We start from the raw sequence: 17,785 nt of genomic DNA on the forward strand, positions 1-17,785 counted from the left end.
AAACCCGTTCGATTGACGTGCAGGGTTATTGTTCTGGTCGTGCAAAACTATCGAACGGGTTTCGGTGCTTTGACGGTTCCTTCAGTGTCCGTCGTCGGGCCCACGGGCCGTGCCAGCAAGCGTTTGGTCACACCCAGCATGGCCACCGACACGGCGATGCCCAGGACAAAAGCGTTCATTCCCATCGTCGGCAACGCCAGCGCCAACACCAGGCAGAAGGCGGCGAACGAGTACATGCCGGTGGCGGTGGCGCGCAGCAATGCGGCGGTAAAGGCCGGGCCACGGGTTTGCTGGGAGAACACCGCCATGACGCTGCCCAATACCGGGAACACCGCCAGCAAGCCGCTCCAGCGGTCGCCGACGGTGCTGGCCAGCAGCGTCACGACCAGCGTGAGCAATGCACCGGCCACCATGCGCAGCAGGAGCTTGTCGGATTTCGGCACAGGACCACTGGGCACCGGTTGCACGGTTGGGAACAGGTAGGGTGCGGCGAGCAGCGCGCTGGCGGCGGCGCACACCGAAAACACCAGGGATGTCGGGATCAGCGACAGCACAATTGCCACCACCGCCCAGACCGACAGTGAGACCATCAACGCCAGCGGCCATCCGGCCCGTTGTGCGACCTGGGCGTAGGTCACGCAAAACGCAATCATCGCGAACATGGCCGACAGCGCAGCGGTGGCCGATTGCGCAGCGAACGCCTGGCCTTGTTCAAGGGCGAGGAACAACAGAATCGGCCCGACTACCACCGGCAACCCCGATAACCAGCCGGCCACGCTCGGCCCCCAGCGTTTGCCAGCCAGGGAAATCAGCAGCAGGAAGCCTGGGATCACCAGCAGTTTGAGAATCAACACGCGCACGTCTCCGACCTGTGTGAGGTGGCAACGGTAACATTGCGTCGGGTAGATTGCTTTATGTGTGTGCGAGTTTTGTATACAAAAATAAGGCTCGTTCGAAATTTGTACGGAAGGGTCTTTTGCGCCTACGACTTATCCGGGCATCCACAAAGAGGCCAACCCGCCATGAACCATCAACGATCGCTGCTGCGCCATGGCCTGTGGCTACTTGTTTTGCTGAGCTGTCAGGCCCTGGCCAATTGGCAGGAATCGCTGCCCGGCGCGCAAGTCCTCGGCAGTGGCGAGTTTCGCAAGTACGGCTTCGATGTCTACAGCGCGCGGCTCTGGAGTACGTCGCGGCCCTTGGCGAACGATCAGCCGTTTGCCCTGGAGTTGATCTACCAGCGCAGCATTTCCCGTGATGACCTGGTAAGCGCCAGTGTCAGGGAAATCAAGCGGCTCGCCGGTACCGCGATCAGTGCCGGGCAACTGGCGTCCTGGCAGGCGCAGATGCAACAGTCGTTCGTCGATGTGCAGGCTGGCACGCGGCTGACCTGTGTCTATCTGCCAGGGCAGGGCGCGCGGTTTTTCCTCGGCCAGCAGTTGTTGCGTGAAGTGACGGACCTGCAATTCGCCCAGGCATTTTTTGCCATCTGGCTCGATCCGCGAACCAACAACCCCGAGCTGCGCCAGCAGTTGCTGGGTGTGGTGCCCTGAGCCTGTTGATTCTGCGATTTTTGGGGTGACGGATCTGGCCCCTTCGCGGGCAAGCCCGCTCCCACAGGGGATTTGTGACCTCTGATAAACACGCGGGCAAAAAAGAACCCGGTGCAACTTGCGTCACACCGGGTGTTTTTCCAGGCGGCGACGGTTCTTCGTGGGTCCCCGTGCCGTCTGTTGAACGCTGTTGGCTTACGCCCGCTCGAGCGCCAGCGCCACGCCCTGACCACCACCGATACACAGGGTGGCGAGGCCTTTTTTGGCGTCACGCTTGAGCATTTCATGCAGCAGCGTCACCAGCACACGGCAACCCGAGGCACCGATCGGGTGACCCAAGGCGATGGCGCCGCCGTTGACGTTGACCTTGTTCAAGTCCCACTCCAGGTCCTTGGCCACGGCCAGGGATTGTGCGGCGAAGGCTTCGTTGGCTTCAACCAGCTCAAGCTGGTCGATGGACCAGCCTGCCTTGTCCAGGCAGCGGCGAGTGGCCGATACCGGGCCGATGCCCATGATTGCCGGATCGACACCCGCGTTGGCGTAGGCAGCGATTTTCGCCAGTACCGGCAGGCCGAGGGCCTTGGCTTTGTCGGCGCTCATCAGGATCACCGCAGCGGCACCGTCGTTCAGTGACGAAGCGTTGCCGGCTGTCACCGAACCATCCTTCTTGAAGGCCGGCTTGAGCTTGCCCAGGGAGTCGGCGGTAGTGCCGGTCCGTGGCTGCTCGTCGGTGGCGAAGGACAGTGGATCGCCCTTGCGCTGCGGGATCAGGATCGGTGTGATTTCGTCAACGAAACGCCCGGCTTCGATGGCGGCCACGGCTTTCTGCTGCGAGGCGGCGGCGAACGCGTCCTGCTGCTCGCGGCTCAGGCTGTATTTCTCGGCCAGGTTCTCGGCGGTGATGCCCATGTGGTAGTCGTTGAACGCATCCCACAGGCCATCGCTGATCATGGTGTCGACGATTTGCGCGTGGCCCATGCGCAGGCCGGTGCGGGCACCTGGCATGACGTAGTTGGCCAGGCTCATGTTTTCCTGGCCACCGGCGATGATCACCTCGGCATCGCCGCAGCGAATCGCCTGGGCGCCCAGGTGCAGGGCCTTGAGGCCCGAGCCGCAGACCTTGTTCAAGGTCATGGCCGGTACGGCGAAGGGCAGGCCGGCCTTGATGGCTGCCTGGCGCGCAGGGTTCTGCCCGGCGCCGGCGGTCAGCACCTGGCCCATGATCACTTCATCGACTTGCGCCGGGTCCAGGCCGGTCTGGGCCAGCAGCTGGCGGATTACCGCGGCACCCAGTTCGACGGCGGAGACATTGGCCAGGGAACCCTGGAAGCTGCCGATCGCGGTGCGCGTGGCGGCAACAATGACGACTTCTTGCATGGAATGATTCCTCACTGGGCAGCGAACTGCATTTCCGGTACATGGTCCGGCACGATCAGTTTACCGGCAGTCTTGGCGACGATCTCTTCGACGCTGACACCCGGCGCACGTTCTTTCAGGATGAACGCACCGTTTTCGATTTCCAGGTAAGCCAGGTCAGTCAGCACGCGCTTGATGCACCCGGCGCCGGTCAGCGGCAGGCTGCATTGGGACAGCAGCTTGGATTCACCGTCCTTGGACGCATGGGTCATGATGACGATGATGTTGTCTGCGCCGGCCACCAGGTCCATCGCGCCGCCCATGCCCTTGACCAGTTTGCCGGGGATCATCCACGAGGCGATGTTGCCTTGCACGTCCACTTCAAAGGCGCCCAGCACGGTCAGGTCGACATGACCGCCGCGGATCATCGCGAAGGACTCGGCCGAGGAAAAAATCGAAGCACCGATACGTGCGGTCACGGTTTGTTTGCCGGCGTTGATCATGTCGGCATCGATGGTTTCTTCAGTAGGAAAGGGACCCATGCCCAGCAGGCCGTTTTCCGACTGCAGCATGACTTCCATGCCTTCGGGGATGTAGTTGGCGACCAGGGTCGGAATGCCGATGCCCAGGTTCACGTAGAAGCCGTCCTGCATTTCGCGGGCGACGCGTTGAGCCATTTGTTCGCGGGAAAGTGCCATTGTTGTTATTCCTTCATTCGGTCCGGGGGCAGGGGATCACTTACGCACGGTGCGCTGTTCGATGCGCTTCTCGAACGTGCCGCAGATGATCCGGTCGACGTAGATGCCAGGGGTGTGGATCTGCGCCGGGTCCAGCTCGCCGGGTTCGACGATTTCTTCGACTTCGACCACGGTGATCTTGCCGGCGGTGGCGGCCAGCGGATTGAAGTTCTGCGCGGTGTGGCGATAGATCACGTTACCGAAATGGTCGGCTTTCCAGCCTTTGACGATGGCGAAGTCGCCGGTGATGGACTCTTCCATCAGGTACTTGCGGCCATGGAATTCGCGGACTTCCTTGCCTTCTGCGACCGGAGTGCCGACGCCGGTGGCGGTGAAGAAGGCCGGAATGCCGGCGCCGCCTGCGCGCATTTTTTCCGCGAGGGTGCCTTGCGGGGTCAGGATGACTTCGATTTCGCCCTTGAGCAGTTGCTCTTCGAACAGCTTGTTTTCGCCGACGTAGGAGGCCACCACCTTGCTGATCTGGCGGTCGGTCAGCAGTACGCCCAGGCCGAAACCGTCGACGCCGCAGTTGTTGGAAACTACCGTGAGGTCGCGAGTGCCCTTGCGCTTGATCTCGTTGATCAGGTTCTCCGGAATCCCGCACAGGCCGAAGCCGCCGGCGATCACGGTCATGCCGTCTTCAAGACCTGCCAGAGCTTCCTCATAGGAACTCACGCGCTTGTCGAAACCTGCCATATGCACCTCTTTTATTCTTTGTGGGCGGCTGGCTAGCCGAATGGAGTTGAGTGTCGCGCTGCTTGATTCATTTGTTAAGTTGATTTTTAAGGTTGATTGATAGATAAAACTCAACAAACCGCTGCTCTAAACTTGCAGCTTGAAGCTAGCAGCTTACAACTTGAGCGTAGCGAGATGACCATCAAGCAGATCCGCGCCTTCCTGGCCGTGGCCCAGAGCCTGAGTTTCGCCGTGGCCTGCGAGCGCCTGCACCTGTCGCAGTCGGCCCTGAGCCTGACCATCAAGGCGCTGGAGGAGGGCCTGGGCGGGCGGCTGTTCACCCGCAACACCCGTAACGTCGCGCTGACCGCCGAAGGCGAATCCCTGCTGCCGTTGGCGCGCCGGCTGATTGCTGACTGGGACAATGCCGAGGACGAGATGCGCCAGCGCTTCACCCTGCAACGCGGCCGCGTGACCCTGGCGGCCATGCCATCGTTCGCCGGCAATCTGCTGCCGCCGATCCTCAAGACATTCCGCGCCCGCTATCCGAACGTCAACGTCACGGTCAACGATGTGATCAACGAGCAGGTGCTGGAAATGGTCCGGGATCGGCAGGTGGAACTGGGGGTGGCGTTCGAGCCGACGCAGAGTTCGTCGCTGCAATTCACGCCGTTGTACATCGACCGTTTCGTCGCGGTGGTGCCCCTGGATTCGGCGCTGGCCGGGCTGGATGACATCGATTGGCAGACCCTGCTCAAGGAGCCGTTCATTACCTTGCAGCGACCTTCCACCGTGCGGGTAATGTTGGAAGAGCACTTGCAGGCCCGCGGCATGAAGCTGCCGGTGGAGTTTGAAAGCCATCAACTGGCGACGGTCGGGCGCATGGTCGCCAGTGGCCTGGGCGTAAGCGCGGTGCCGGCCTTGTGTGCCGGGCAAATGCGTGAGCTGGGCGCGCGTTGCATCACGTTGCGTGACCCGGTAGTGGAGCGGGCACTTGGGGTGCTGACATTGCCGGGGGGAGAGCTGTCGGCGGCGGCGCAGGCGATGTTTGATGTGCTGAAAGCGGAAAATTTCAGTCACCAACTTACATGAACAAATCAAAATGCCCCTGTGGGAGCGGGTCTTGTCAGTTGTTGAGTCGTTCGGCCAGCAGCGGTAAAAGCTGCTCGCACGACCCCTCGATCTTCACATCCAGCATCTCGTCTGCCCGGGTCTTGCCCAGGTTGATCGCAATCAACGGCTTGCCCTGATCCACCACCGCCCGGCACAAGCGAAACGCCGAATAGGCCATCAACGACGAGCCGACCACCAACAGCCCGGCAGCCTGCTCGACGGTGGCCATCGCCCTGGCCGCCGTGGCCTGTGCGACGTTTTCGCCAAAAAACACTACATCCGGCTTCATCCGTTCCCCGGCGCAATGCGGGCAGTGCGGGACCTGGAAGCGTGCCTCGAAAGCCGGGTCGAGCAAGGTGTCGCCGTCCGGCGCCTGTACTGCGTCGACGCCGGCCAGGTACGGGTTCTGTGTTTCCATCAAGCGCTGGATCGAATCGCGCTCGCTGCGCCGGCCGCAATCCAGGCACAACACCCGGTGCAAACTGCCGTGGAGTTCGATCACGTCATGGCTGCCGGCCTGGTCGTGCAGGGTGTCGACGTTCTGGGTGATCAACCCGCTGATCTGGCGCGTGCCTTGCAGACTGGCCAGTGTGTCGTGGGCCACGTTCGGCTGCGCCTGACGCACCCGTGGCCAGCCGAGCATCGCCCGCGCCCAATAGCGTCGCCGGGATTGCGCTGCAGAGAGAAACTCCTGGTACATCATCGGCTGCCGGCCACGGCGCACGCCCTGGTTGTCGCGATAATCCGGGATGCCCGAGGGCGTGCTGATGCCAGCCCCGGTCAGGACCGCGAACGGCGCGTCGGCCATGAGCCGGTGGAGGCGATAGAGCTGTTCGTGGATCAGGTTGTCGAACATGTTGTGCAGGCCTGTAGGAGCGAGCTCGCTCGCGATGGTCGTCAACGATAACACTTTAATCCTGACACCCCGCGGCGTGATCGCGTTTATCGCGAGCAAGCTCGCTCCTACACCTACAGAGATGGCGGGGGTGTTTATTTACGCGCCTCCAGAATCAGGTTGAACGGCGTTTCGGTGGCCCGGCGAAAGCGCGTGAAACCAGCCTCTGTAAACACTTTGCGCAACCGCGCTTCGCCGGCCTGGGCGCCGAGGCCGAGGCCGACTTCCTGGGACAGCGAGTTCGGCGTGCAAATAAACGTCGAGGCGGCGTAGAACAGGCGTCCGACCGGGTTGACGTTGTCGTCGAGCAAGTCGTTGGCGTAGGGCTCGACCAGCAGCACCGTGCCGTCGTCTTTCAGCGATTCATAAGCATGTCTGGCCGCGCCCACCGGGTCGCCCATGTCGTGCAGGCAGTCGAAGTAGCAGATCAGGTCGTAGTCGTTGCCGGGGTAGCTTTTGGCCGTGCCCTGGAAGAATCGGGCCCGACCGGACACACCGCCTTCTTCGGCCCTTTGGGTGGCGACGGTAATGGAGGGCGCGTGGTAGTCGAAGCCGACGAATCGCGAATCCGCAAACGCCTGGGCCATGATCACCGTCGAGGCGCCATGGCCGCAGCCGATGTCCGCCACTTTGGCCCCGGCTTCCAGTTTGGCCACCACGCCGTCGAGGGCCGGCAACCATTCGGCGACCAAATGGGCTTTGTAACCTGGGCGGAAGAAGCGTTCGGTTCCGCTGAACATGCACGGATGGTGTTCTCCCCAAGGCAGGGCGCCGTTGCCGCGCATGGCGTTGACCAGCTTGTCCTTGTCGTGGAAAAACGACGCGACGACACCGATGCCCCCGGCGATATAGACCGGTGAGTCTTCGATGGCCAAGGCCATGGCTTGCTCTTCGGGCAGGCGGAACTGGCCGTCGTGGTGTTCCATGTAGCCGGAGGCGGCATGGGCGCTGAGCCATTCGCGCAGCAGGCGGGTGTTGCAGCCGGTTTTCGCGGCAAGGGTTTCGGGGGTGATTGGCTGACTGTCGGCCATCGCCCGGTACAGGCCGAGCTCTTCGCCGAGGATGACGTTGGCGAGCATCGCCGCGCCGCCCATGTCGTTCACCAGTTTGCCCATGAAATCGTTGAGTCTGGCCTCGTCCATCACGTGTGCTCCTTCAACGGGATCACGGTCCAGGGGCATTATCTGGCGAGGCGCTCGCCGCTGGGCGGTGGTCGTGGGAATGTGCAGGGCACCAAGCGGGTCCTGTGTGCATACAGTTTAGTTCGGGCCTTGTACTGCGCGGTCTGGCGCGACGAAAGCGACGTTTTCCCTGCGGGCACATGACTCTGTAGGGGGGATGTATCTCACTGTATCTCACCCGCCTTTCGATACAGTCCCGCGCAACTTCAGGCACCAGCCGAACACAGACCCGATACAAACCTGCGATGAACTGTGAAGGCCGTTTTGGCGCCGCTATTGCGTGGCGGCCAAAACTCTTTCCCTGGCCGTCGCAACCGACGGTCGTACGCTCCTGACTCTGTTCCGCGCCTGATGCGGTCAAGGGGATTTCCATGACAACGCTTGTGTCTCAACCCGATCCCAACGTCACACCCGTGGATCGCCTGCGGGTCGATCACTACACCAATGGCATCATCGGCCCAAGCCAGCCGATGCTCGGGCCATTGGCCGACGGCGGCACGCTGATCACCGGTACACCACCGGGCTGTTGGGGGCCAATGATCACGCCAGCCTTCGAGGGCGGGCATGAAGTGACGCAACCGGTGGCGATCGCCGGGGCGCAAATCGGTGATGCGGTGGCCATCAAGATCAAAAGCATGCGCGTGACGTCGCTGGCGACTTCGTCCGGGGTCATGAAATTTGTCGAGGGGCGGTACAACGGCGATCCGTTCGTCTCGAAATTCTGCTCCACCTGTGGCACCGATCATCCCGCCAGCCATGTCGAAGGCATCGGCGCCGAGGCCATTCGCTGCAACCACTGTGGTGCCGAGGTCAGCGCGTTTCGTTTCAGCCACGGTTATGTGATCGTGTTCGATGCGCAGAACCAGGTCAGTCTGACGGTCAATCAGGACATCGCCAATCGTCTGGCGGGTAACGCTTCGGAAATGTCGGCACTGCCGGAGTTCGCTGCCCAGCATTCGATCCTGTCCCTGGCCCGTGCCGACATCCCCGGCGTTGCGGCTCACATGCGGCCGTTTCTCGGCAACATCGGTACCCTGCCATCCCGGGACTTGCCCGACTCCCACAACTGCGCCGACTTCGGCCAGTACCTGATCAATGCGCCGCACCGTTTCGGCATGACCCGCGAAGAACTGCACGCGGCGAAAACCGACGGCCACATGGACACCAACTCGATCCGCGAAGGCTGCGTACTGATTTGCCCGGTGAAAGTTCCCGGTGCCGGGGTGTACATGGGTGACATGCATGCCCAGCAGGGCAACGGCGAAATCGCCGGACACGCCACCGATTGCTCCGGGGAAACCGAAGTGGTGGTGGAAGTGGTGAAGAACCTGACCCTGGAGGGGCCGATCCTGTTGCAAAACCTGGATGACTTGCCGCCGATGGCGCGGCCAATGAGCGCCGGACAAAGGGCAAAAGTCCGTGAACTGGGCGAGCGTTGGGGCCAGCACGAGATCGAACAGAGCGGGCCGATCACCTTCATCGGCAGCGGCGAGAACCTCAATCTGGCGGTGGAAAACGGCCTGCAACGCGCCGCTTCCGTCACCGGCCTGCCTTATGACGAAGTCCTCAACCGCGCCACTATCACCGGCTCGATCGACATCAGTCGCCTGCCGGGCACCGTGCGCGTGACGTTCCTGTGCCCGATGGCGGTGCTCGATCGCATGGGCATCGGCCATCTGGTGCGTGAGAAATACGATCTGGCCTGACAGCCAATGGCGGGTTTGTACCACAGTGTGTATGGACTTGCCGGCGATACAGACGCTGGCATTTTCCGGCACAAGTGAACACAGGCCCGATACACCCCTTCGATTAACTGTGTCTGACGGCGAGCATCCATACGGTGCTCGCACCCCAGACACCGTTTGAGATCGATATCATGCAGACATCCATTCCCCCTGTAGCCAAGGCCAGCGCAGGGCTTGGCCTGCGTCGCGGTTTACTCAAAGACCTCCAGGCTGCACCGACAGGCGATTTCGACTTTCTGGAAGTCGCGCCGGAAAACTGGATCGGCATCGGCGGCGCCCATGGTGCGGCGTTGCGGGCACTGGCCGAGCGTTATCCGTTGTCCTGTCACGGCCTGTCCCTGTCCCTGGGCGGACCGTCGCCGCTGGACGTCGGGTTCTTGCAGGAAGTCCGGGGTTTTCTCGATCACTACAACGTGCCGCTGTACAGCGAGCATTTGAGCTATTGCAGCGATGACGGCCACCTGTACGACCTGTTGCCGCTGCCGTTTACTGAAGAAGCGGTGCACCACGTCGCCGCGCGGATTCGTCAGGCTCAGGACATCCTTGGTCGGCGTCTGGCGGTGGAAAACGTTTCCTATTACGCCGCCCCCCGACAGGACATGGACGAGGTGACTTTCACCAATGCCGTGCTGCGTGAGGCCGATTGCGACCTGCTGCTGGACGTCAACAATGTCTACGTCAATTCGATCAACCACGGTTTCGATCCCCAGGAATTTCTCGCCGGAATCGATTCGGGGCGGGTGGTGGCCATGCACATTGCCGGGCATTTCGACGAGTCCGATACCTTGAAGATCGACACCCATGGTGCTTCGGTAAAACCGGCGGTGTGGTCGTTGCTGGCCCAGGCGTATGCCCGGTTCGGTGCGCAACCGACCTTGCTGGAGCGCGATTTCAATTTTCCGGCATTCGCCGAACTGGTGGCGGAATTGCAGACCATTCGCCGTTTGCAACAGGAGGGCGTGAGCCGTGGATAAGTCGGGTCTCTTGCATCAGCAAACCACGATGGGCCTGTACCTGCGCGACCCTGAACACAACGCGCCACCCACCGGTATGGACCCGGCGCGGGCACAGGTTTACCGCGATCTGGTGTTCGCCAACCTGTCTTCGCTGCTCAGTGGCACCTTTCCGGTGTTGGTGAAGATTATCGGCAATGAACGCTGGGGTTCGCTGGTGCGGATCTTTTTGCGGGACTACCGGGCCCGCACACCGAAATTTGGTGAAATCGCTGAGGAGTTTGTCGAGTTTCTCGCGAGCGGGCCTGAGGCATTGAGCGATGGGGCGTGGCCGCCGTTCATGGTGGAGCTGGCGCATTACGAGTGGGTGGAAATGGTGTTGCAACAGTCCGATGCGCAGCCGCTGGTTGGTGGTGATGCGGCGTTGTTGCTGGATCGGCCTTTGCAGGTGTCGCCGCTGGCCTGGCCGTTGGCGTATGCCTGGCCGGTGCAGTTGTTGGGGCCCGATTTTCAGCCGGATGCGTTACCTGATCAGCCGACGTTTTTGCTGGTGCGTCGGGCTGAGGACTGGAGTGTGAGGTTTTCCGGGTTGAGTCCGTTGGCGTGGCGGTTGTTGCAGCGGATTGTTGAGTTTCCGGAGTTGACCGGGGGGGCGCAGTTGCAGGGGGTGGCGGTGGAGGCTGGGCAGGTGGGTTCTTCGGTGTTTTTCGAGGGTGGTTTGGGGTTGTTGCGGCAGATGCATGAGGAGGGGGTTGTTGGGGGTGTTTGACCTTGGCGGCCTTTGGGCCGACCAGGTTCTTGGTTGATGGCGTACATATCCGTTTTTTGGGTGATGGCGACTTAGGGTTTCGCCCTTACGGCGACTCACTTTTTTTACAAGCGCCTAAAAAAAGTAAGCAAAAAAACGCTCGCCCCGAACGTCCGGCCCCTCGCTTGGGCTCGGGGTTCCTTCGCTCCGGCATTCATCCGGGGGCATTGCCCTCCGGTCGGCTGCGCGCGACCTGCATGCAATGAGTTCGACTGCGTCGAACGGCGCTGCGCGCCTATCCCCGGATGAACGCCTCCACTCAGCCTGCCGAGGGGGCGGGTGGATCAAGATCAAGAGCGGCAGGCGAGCTAACGCTCGGCCTGTTGAATGGTGAAAAGCGTGGGGGTATGCGGCCCTGCTTTGCTCTGCTCTTCTGTGGGAGCGGGCTTGCTCGCGATGGACGTCAACGATAACGCGGGCTGTCTGAATCCCCGCGGTGTCCCTGCGTTTTTCGCGAGCCAGCTCGCTCCTACAGGGGAACGCGTTCAATTGCGATCAGGCCGGCCGGTAGGCCGCCTCGCTTTTGCTTTGGCTTTTGATCTGCTTGCCCCCTCGAGAGGCTTCGTTCCGGTTCTGCGCAGTGGGCAACCCGGCATGGATGCCGGGTTAGCCGCGTACGGCCAGGGATGGCCGATCGCGGCGGGCCCACGGAGCAGGACCGGAGCGAGGGAATGCCGAGCCTTGGCGAGGCACCGAACGTCAGGGGCAAGAGCCCTTGGTTACTTGGGGCCGGGCGGCGCTCCGCTCTTCCAAGTAACCCGCCGTAAGGGCGGAACCGCCAGCGGCCTTTACCGTAGCAACGGATATGTACACCCGTAAAAAACACGTCGCTCAACATACAGCCATCGCAAGCAGGCTTGCTCGCGAAGACGCCCTGCCAGCCAACCATTTCCTTACGCCTGGCCCGGCAACCTCAGCTCTGCACACAACCCACCGCCTTCACGATTGCTCAAGGTCAACGTCCCGCCAATCGCGATCGCCAGTTGCTGGGCAATCGCCAACCCCAACCCGGTGCCGCCGGTGCTGCGGTTGCGGGAGTTTTCCACGCGGTAGAAGGGTTCCATCACTTGCTTCAGTTCGTCCTCGGCGATCCCGGGGCCGCGGTCGAGGATTTTGATCGACAGGTTGCCATCGGCCTGTTTTTCCACCCGCAATTCGGCAGCACCGGCAAACTTCAGCGCATTGTCCGTCAGATTGACCAGCACCCGGCGCAAGGCGTGGGGGCGGGTGTCGATCACGGCGGCACTCTTGCCTGTGAGCTGTACGTCCTTGCCCATGTCCTGGTAGTCGAATACCAGGCTGTCGAGGAACGAGTCGAGGTCGGTGCGGCGGCTTTCTTCGGTGGCGCCGTGGATGCTGCGGGCGTAGGCCACGCCTTCGCGTACCAGGTGTTCCATCTCGCCCAGGTCGTTCCACAGTTTGTCTTTTTCGCTGGAGTCGTCCATGAATTCGGCGCGCAGTTTCATGCGGGTGATCGGGGTTTGCAGGTCGTGGGAAATCGCCGCCAGCAATTGCATGCGTTCCTTCAAGTACGCCGCGATGCGTGCCTGCATCGAGTTGAAGGCTCTGGCGGCATGGGCGACTTCAGTCGGGCCTTTTTCGTTCAGGAGCACTGGATGGGCATTGGGGTCCAGGTTCTCGACAGCATCGGCGAGGCGGGTGAGGGGGCGGATGGCGATTCTCACCGCCAGCCAGGAGCAGGCAAGCATCAGCGCCAGTTGTCCTAGCAACACGATGGGCAGCCAGGGCGACAACGGGACCATCGCCGGGCGGACGTCGATGGTCAGCGGGCTGCCATCGGCCAGGTTCAAGTGCACTTGAAAATGTTTGTTCGGCCCGGGGATGTCGGTAAAGGTCATCGGGTAATCGTGACCGATGGCGTCCTTGATCGAGGCGATGGCGATGGGCGCATCGGGCATGTCGGTGCGTATGGGCGTGCCCGGCGAACCTTCATTGAGCAGGTAACGGTAATTGCGTCGTTCCAGTTGTTGCAGCCATCCGGCTCGCTCATTGGCGGGCAAGCGGTCGAGGATGGCAATGGACGTGGAAACGTCGGTTTCCAGATTGCCGAGCATGGTGTTTTTCGACGATTCGTAGCGCTCGTAATATTGCGCGCCGAAGGACAACGCCTGGGCGAGGATCAGGCCGATCAGGAAAATCAGCGACAGCCGTGAGGCCAGGGTGCGCGGCCAATGCAACGCCTGCGTCATGATTGATCGCCCAGGATTTCCACCGGTAGGGAAAATACATAGCCTTCGCTACGCACGGTCTTGATGTAGGCCGGTTCGCGGGCGTCGTCCAGCAGGCGCTGGCGCAGACGACTGACCAGCAGGTCGATGGAGCGGTCGAACAGGTCGGCATCGCGTCCCTGGGTCAGGTTGAGCAATTGATCACGGTTGAGCACCCGTTGCGGATGATCGAGAAATACCCGCAGCAATCGATATTCGGCGCCGCTCAAGGCAACCATGGTGCCGTCGGCATCGAGCAGGTGACGGGCCGAGGTGTCCAGGCGCCAGCGGCCGAAGGCCAGCAGCCGGCTGGCTTCGGTCACCACCAGGTTCGGCGGCAGCATGCGGGTGCGTCGTAGCACCGCGTTGATCCGCGCCAGCAGTTCGCGGGCAGCGAACGGCTTGACCAGGTAGTCGTCGGCGCCCATTTCCAGGCCGAGGATGCGGTCGGTTTCATCATTGCGGGCGGTGAGCATCAGTACCGGCGTGGCCTTGTGCTTGCCAGCGCGCAATTCGCGGCACAGCAGCAGGCCATCGTCCCCCGGCATCATGATGTCCAGCACGATCAGGTCCACCGGGGTGGTTTCCAGAAAAGCGCGCATCTGCCGTCCATCCGCCACGACGGTGGTGCGCAGGCCGTTCTTCTTCAGGTAGTTGCCTACCAGCTCGCGGATTTCGCGGTCATCGTCAACGATGAGGATGTGATCAACGTGATCCATTGGGCCAAACCTCTGATGAATGGGGATTGCCACACAGTCTATCGAGCCAGGGCGGAGTCGCCTGCCGCCCTTTGTATTGCAGTGTATCCGGCTTGCCTGCGGATACACACGAAGGCAAAAAAGCCGGTTTCCGGCGGTTTTGTATTGCTTTGTATCCAGGCACCGTTCTGATACGTACCGATTGATTCTCGCCGATTCCCGACACAGACGAGATACCTCGCAGGCTTTTAATAGGTTCCATCGAGGCAAAGCAGAGCGCCTCGGCCCAACGAACAGTTGACCTGTTGAAACCTTGAGGAATCCGCCATGAACACCAAAGCCATCTACGCCGCCTGCCTGTTTGCCGCACTGAACATCTGCACCTTGTCGGCCCGTGCCGAAGCCGATGTCGCCCCCAAAACCTACACCTACGGCACCCAACTTGACATCAGGAAGGTGGTGTCGCTGACCGAAGACGCTACGCCTTCCTGCGGCGTGGTGAATGCGCGGCTGACGTACCTCGACGCTCAGTCCAAAACCCAGGTGCTGGATTACCGCAAATTCGCTGACAACTGCAACTCGGAAAACTGAGTGTTGCGATCAACCACCGCTTAATCCATTTGAAACAGGAAGGACATCATGAACAACTTTTCCCGCTACCTGACCGCCATCGCCTTTACCGTCGCCGGTGCGGCAGCCCACGCCAACGCTGCTGTCGAGCAAAGCGCCTGCGCCAGCAACACCTGCTTCCAGCTCACGCCGGTAGCAGAGAAGGGCACCCAGGGCTTCCTGGCGCAAGACGGTTCCAGCCGTACGCCGCAAGGGCAGATGCTCGCCGAGAACGGCACCAGCCGCACGCCTCAGGGGCATTTGCTGGATGAGCAAACAGCTTGAGAACACCCTCAATCCACTGTGGGAGCGGGCTTGCTCGCGAAAGCGGTGTGTCAGGCAATACATATGTCGACTGACACACCGTCTTCGCGAGCAAGCCCGCTCCCACATGGGTTCTGTGTCGCCCTTTAACCTGTATCTGGTGATCCCATGTTACTCATCGCTTTCCTGGGCGGCATATTGACCGTCCTCAGCCCGTGCATCCTGCCAGTCGTGCCTTTCCTGTTCGCCGGAGCCGACCGCACACGCTCTTCGATCCTGCTCACCCTCGGCGGCATGGTCCTGACCTTTGCCCTGGTCTCCAGCCTGGCCGTGGTCAGCAGTGAGTGGGTGATTCAGGCCAGCAACACCGGCCGCCATGTAGCGCTGGCGGTGATGGTGCTGTTTGCCCTGTCGCTGATCTCCGCCCGGGTCGGTGACTGGCTGGCCCGTCCCTTCGTTTTGCTGGGCAATCGCATCGACCCGGACTCGCGCAAGATGTCCGGGCCGCTGGCTTCGATCATGATCGGTGTCGCCACCGGGCTGCTCTGGGCGCCCTGCGCCGGGCCGATCCTCGGGGTGATTCTGACCAGCGCCATGCTGCAAGGCGCGAACGCCGGCACCAGTCTGTTGTTGGTGGCCTATGGCGCGGGCAGTGCACTGTCCCTGGGTACCTTGATCTTTGTCGGTCGCGGCCTGGTCAATCGCTTGAAACCGTCGATCCCGGTCACCGGCTGGTTGCGCCGCGGCGCCGGGGTTGCGGTGCTGGCCGGTGCGGCGGTGATTGCAACGGGGGCCAATGACGTGTTGCTGGCCAACACCTCATCCGAAGGTGTCAGCCGTGTCGAGAAAGGCGTGCTGGAAACCGTGCCGAAAGTCGTCGATTACCTGGTCAGCAAGGTCAAGGCCGACAGCGCCATGGACAATGCCCAGGGCGCGATGCCGTCGCTGTCCGGCGCAGTGGACTGGCTCAACTCGCCTGCACTGACCAACGAAGCCCTGAAAGGCAAAGTGGTGCTGGTGGACTTCTGGACCTTCGACTGCATCAACTGCAAGCACACCTTGCCGTACGTGAAGGACTGGGCGAAGAAGTATGAAAAGGACGGACTGGTGGTGATCGGTGTGCACACGCCTGAATACGGCTTTGAACGCATCATCGACAACGTCAAGGCCAAGGTGAAGGAGTACGGCATCACCTACCCGGTGGCGATCGACAACAACTACGCAATCTGGCGCAACTTCGACAACCAGTACTGGCCGGCGCACTACCTGATCGACGCCAAGGGGCAGGTGCGTTACACCCACTTTGGTGAAGGCAGCTACGACACTCAGGAAAAAATCATTCAGCAGTTACTCGAGGAGGCCAAGGCCAGTGCGCCAGCGGCGTAATCCGCTCGATCAATGGCTCACAGGTCTCGCGCCATGAGCCGTTGATCTTTTTCCCACGCCTGAAAATGCTCCAGCAACACCCAGCCGCGCTTGGCGTAATAAGCGCTCTGGTCTTGGGTGTGCAGGTAGATCCTCTTCTCGCCGCCGGCTTTGGCTTGCGCGCAAATACCTTCGATCAAGCGCTCTGCCAGGCCCTTGCCGCGTGCCTCGGGGGTGATGAATACGCAAGCGAGCCACGGCCCCAGATCCGGGCGATGGGCCAGGTCGGCCCTGGCCAGTGCTGCGCCGCCCAATAGCTCGTCGTGGTCGAGGGCGATCAGGCATTTCCAGTCGCCATTGTCCTGGCCTTCGGCGAATTCCCGTTGCCAGTCGGGCAGGGGCTGTGCGGCGTATTCGTAGTGGAACTGCTGGTGGATCCACGAAGCGAATGTGTTGCTGTGTTGCATATGTCGAGCAAGCCAGTCCAGGCGGAGTGCCATGTTGTGAGTCCTTTCAAAGGTCAGTCGCTGGGTAGCGAGAGTAGCGGGCCCGAACGGTGCTGTCGCCTCCCCTGGCTCAGCGACCGTTCAACTGATTCGAGGCCGCCTGACCGCGTCGCCATGCCGCCGGCGGTGCTCCAAACTCGCGACGGAAAGCCCGGCTGAAGGCGGTATCGGTCTGGTAGCCGACTTCTTCGGCGATCCGCGTCAATGAGCTGTTGCTGCTGCGTAACAGATTGGCGGCGAGCAACATGCGCCATTGCGTCAGGTACTGCATCGGTGACATCCCCACCAGTTGCTGGAAGCGTTCGGCCAATACCGATCTTGAGGTGCTGGCGGTGCGCGCCAGTTCGTCCAGCGTCCAGGCGTGACAGGGTTTTTTGTGCAAGGCGTTGAGGGCGGCGCCGACGATGCGGTCACGTACGCCGGCCAGCCAGCCGGTGCGGCCTTCGCCTTGTTCATTCATGTACAGGCGCAGCACTTCGATGAACAGCACTTCGGCGAGTTTGGCCAATACCCCTTCGCCGCCGGGGCGGGGCGAACGGGCTTCGGCGAGGGCATAACGCACGGAGGACTCCAGCCAGACACCGGCACTCGAACCGCGCACATTGACCCGCACCGCGGCCGGCAATCCCTTGAGCAACATGCCCGCCAGCCGCGTGTCGCACGCCAGGTAGCCGCACACCAGGCGGGTGACCGCGCCACCGCCGCCATAACTCAACTGCCGGGGCCGGCGCGCCAGCACCGCATCCAGTCGCGCACCCGTGGCCGGGGGCAATCCCGGTCGGGAGCACATGCGATGGGCATCGCCCTGGGGGAAGATCACCACGTCGCCCGCGCTCAGCAGCAGCGGCGGGTCATCGCCCAGTTCGACGTAGCACTCGCCCTCGGTGATCAGGTGAAAGATCACCACCCGTTCCGCATCGGGCTCCAGAAACGGCGCCGCCGTGTCGGCACTGGGCGACTGGTAGCACCAGGGCGCGGTGAACCGGGCGTTGATGAAGATCGCGCCGACCAGGTGCACGACTCGCAGGGTCTGTGACAGGGCGTCCATTGGGGATTTCCCGTGGAAGGAGTTCTGATTGTGAGCGCCTCGGCGTGCAAC

The 17,785-nt window shown here is 61.9% G+C and carries 18 protein-coding genes; 8 read left to right on the forward strand and 10 right to left on the reverse strand.

Annotated elements, in window-relative coordinates; translation table 11 throughout:
* Positions 1-47: 47 nt before the first annotated feature.
* Positions 48-854: a hypothetical protein gene (locus tag AC06G5_RS11520; RefSeq protein ID WP_480459879.1), complete on the reverse strand. Its 807-nt coding sequence runs from the start codon at positions 852-854 to the stop codon at positions 48-50.
* Between the two features lie 168 nt (positions 855-1,022).
* Here AC06G5_RS11520 and AC06G5_RS11525 point away from each other — a divergent pair, with 168 nt between their 5' ends.
* On the forward strand, positions 1,023-1,553 hold the full coding sequence (locus tag AC06G5_RS11525; RefSeq protein WP_413428409.1) for a chalcone isomerase family protein: 531 nt from the start codon (positions 1,023-1,025) through the stop codon (positions 1,551-1,553).
* A 195-nt stretch (positions 1,554-1,748) separates the two neighbouring features.
* Here the strand turns inward: AC06G5_RS11525 and AC06G5_RS11530 are convergent, their stop codons facing one another.
* The 3 genes from AC06G5_RS11530 to AC06G5_RS11540 are packed head-to-tail and all read right to left on the reverse strand — an operon-like array spanning position 1,749 to position 4,342.
* The gene (locus AC06G5_RS11530) at positions 1,749-2,930 is read right to left on the reverse strand and encodes an acetyl-CoA C-acetyltransferase (protein WP_413705136.1); all 1,182 of its coding nucleotides are present in this window, start codon (positions 2,928-2,930) and stop codon (positions 1,749-1,751) included.
* Between the two features lie 11 nt (positions 2,931-2,941).
* A complete protein-coding gene (locus AC06G5_RS11535) occupies positions 2,942-3,607 on the reverse strand; it encodes a CoA transferase subunit B (protein ID WP_057399619.1) in 666 nt (221 codons plus the stop codon).
* 36 nt (positions 3,608-3,643) lie between these two features.
* Positions 3,644-4,342 carry a CoA transferase subunit A gene (locus AC06G5_RS11540; RefSeq protein WP_046816298.1) on the reverse strand — a complete coding sequence of 233 codons (699 nt, stop codon included), beginning with the start codon at positions 4,340-4,342 and terminating at the stop codon, positions 3,644-3,646.
* A 174-nt stretch (positions 4,343-4,516) separates the two neighbouring features.
* On the opposite strand from AC06G5_RS11540, the gene AC06G5_RS11545 reads away from it, so the two are divergent.
* Entirely contained in the window at positions 4,517-5,413 is an 897-nt protein-coding gene (locus tag AC06G5_RS11545) for a LysR substrate-binding domain-containing protein (RefSeq protein WP_480459495.1), read from the forward strand.
* Between the two features lie 34 nt (positions 5,414-5,447).
* On the opposite strand, the gene AC06G5_RS11550 is transcribed toward AC06G5_RS11545, so the two are convergent.
* Both AC06G5_RS11550 and AC06G5_RS11555 read right to left on the reverse strand, forming a co-directional pair.
* The gene (locus tag AC06G5_RS11550; protein WP_480459496.1) at positions 5,448-6,290 is read right to left on the reverse strand and encodes an NAD-dependent protein deacetylase; all 843 of its coding nucleotides are present in this window, start codon (positions 6,288-6,290) and stop codon (positions 5,448-5,450) included.
* A 134-nt stretch (positions 6,291-6,424) separates the two neighbouring features.
* Positions 6,425-7,471: a class I SAM-dependent methyltransferase gene (locus AC06G5_RS11555; RefSeq protein ID WP_413428415.1), complete on the reverse strand. Its 1,047-nt coding sequence runs from the start codon at positions 7,469-7,471 to the stop codon at positions 6,425-6,427.
* 410 nt (positions 7,472-7,881) lie between these two features.
* On the opposite strand from AC06G5_RS11555, the gene AC06G5_RS11560 reads away from it, so the two are divergent.
* From AC06G5_RS11560 to AC06G5_RS11570, 3 genes are all read left to right on the forward strand, one after another.
* Positions 7,882-9,216 carry an acetamidase/formamidase family protein gene (locus AC06G5_RS11560; protein WP_413428416.1) on the forward strand — a complete coding sequence of 445 codons (1,335 nt, stop codon included), beginning with the start codon at positions 7,882-7,884 and terminating at the stop codon, positions 9,214-9,216.
* Positions 9,217-9,386: 170 nt separating this feature from the next.
* Positions 9,387-10,229, forward strand: a complete 843-nt coding sequence (locus AC06G5_RS11565; protein ID WP_480459499.1) for an HvfB family MNIO-type RiPP peptide maturase — start codon at positions 9,387-9,389, stop codon at positions 10,227-10,229.
* Positions 10,222-10,977, forward strand: coding sequence for an HvfC family RiPP maturation protein (locus AC06G5_RS11570; RefSeq protein WP_480459500.1), 756 nt, complete (start codon positions 10,222-10,224; stop codon positions 10,975-10,977). Before AC06G5_RS11565 ends, AC06G5_RS11570 begins: the two co-directional genes overlap by 8 nt.
* Before the next feature lie 932 nt (positions 10,978-11,909).
* Here AC06G5_RS11570 and AC06G5_RS11575 read toward each other — a convergent pair.
* Positions 11,910-13,226, reverse strand: a complete 1,317-nt coding sequence (locus AC06G5_RS11575) for an ATP-binding protein (RefSeq protein WP_413428489.1) — start codon at positions 13,224-13,226, stop codon at positions 11,910-11,912.
* Entirely contained in the window at positions 13,223-13,963 is a 741-nt protein-coding gene (locus AC06G5_RS11580) for a response regulator (protein WP_008023822.1), read from the reverse strand. Before AC06G5_RS11580 ends, AC06G5_RS11575 begins: the two co-directional genes overlap by 4 nt.
* A 306-nt stretch (positions 13,964-14,269) precedes the next feature.
* On the opposite strand from AC06G5_RS11580, the gene AC06G5_RS11585 reads away from it, so the two are divergent.
* The 3 genes from AC06G5_RS11585 (at position 14,270) to AC06G5_RS11595 (ending at position 16,201) form a co-directional block, all read left to right on the forward strand.
* Positions 14,270-14,533: a DUF2790 domain-containing protein gene (locus AC06G5_RS11585; RefSeq protein ID WP_008050460.1), complete on the forward strand. Its 264-nt coding sequence runs from the start codon at positions 14,270-14,272 to the stop codon at positions 14,531-14,533.
* 48 nt (positions 14,534-14,581) lie between these two features.
* Entirely contained in the window at positions 14,582-14,836 is a 255-nt protein-coding gene (locus AC06G5_RS11590; RefSeq protein ID WP_413428490.1) for a hypothetical protein, read from the forward strand.
* Between the two features lie 147 nt (positions 14,837-14,983).
* The gene (locus tag AC06G5_RS11595) at positions 14,984-16,201 is read left to right on the forward strand and encodes a cytochrome c biogenesis protein DipZ (protein ID WP_480459502.1); all 1,218 of its coding nucleotides are present in this window, start codon (positions 14,984-14,986) and stop codon (positions 16,199-16,201) included.
* A gap of 17 nt (positions 16,202-16,218) precedes the next feature.
* On the opposite strand, the gene AC06G5_RS11600 is transcribed toward AC06G5_RS11595, so the two are convergent.
* The gene (locus AC06G5_RS11600) at positions 16,219-16,680 is read right to left on the reverse strand and encodes a GNAT family N-acetyltransferase (protein WP_413428492.1); all 462 of its coding nucleotides are present in this window, start codon (positions 16,678-16,680) and stop codon (positions 16,219-16,221) included.
* Positions 16,681-16,756: 76 nt separating this feature from the next.
* The gene (locus AC06G5_RS11605) at positions 16,757-17,734 is read right to left on the reverse strand and encodes an AraC family transcriptional regulator (RefSeq protein WP_413428493.1); all 978 of its coding nucleotides are present in this window, start codon (positions 17,732-17,734) and stop codon (positions 16,757-16,759) included.
* Positions 17,735-17,785: the final 51 nt, after the last annotated feature.

It is taken from the genome of Pseudomonas sp. WT-JTC (assembly GCF_056711565.1).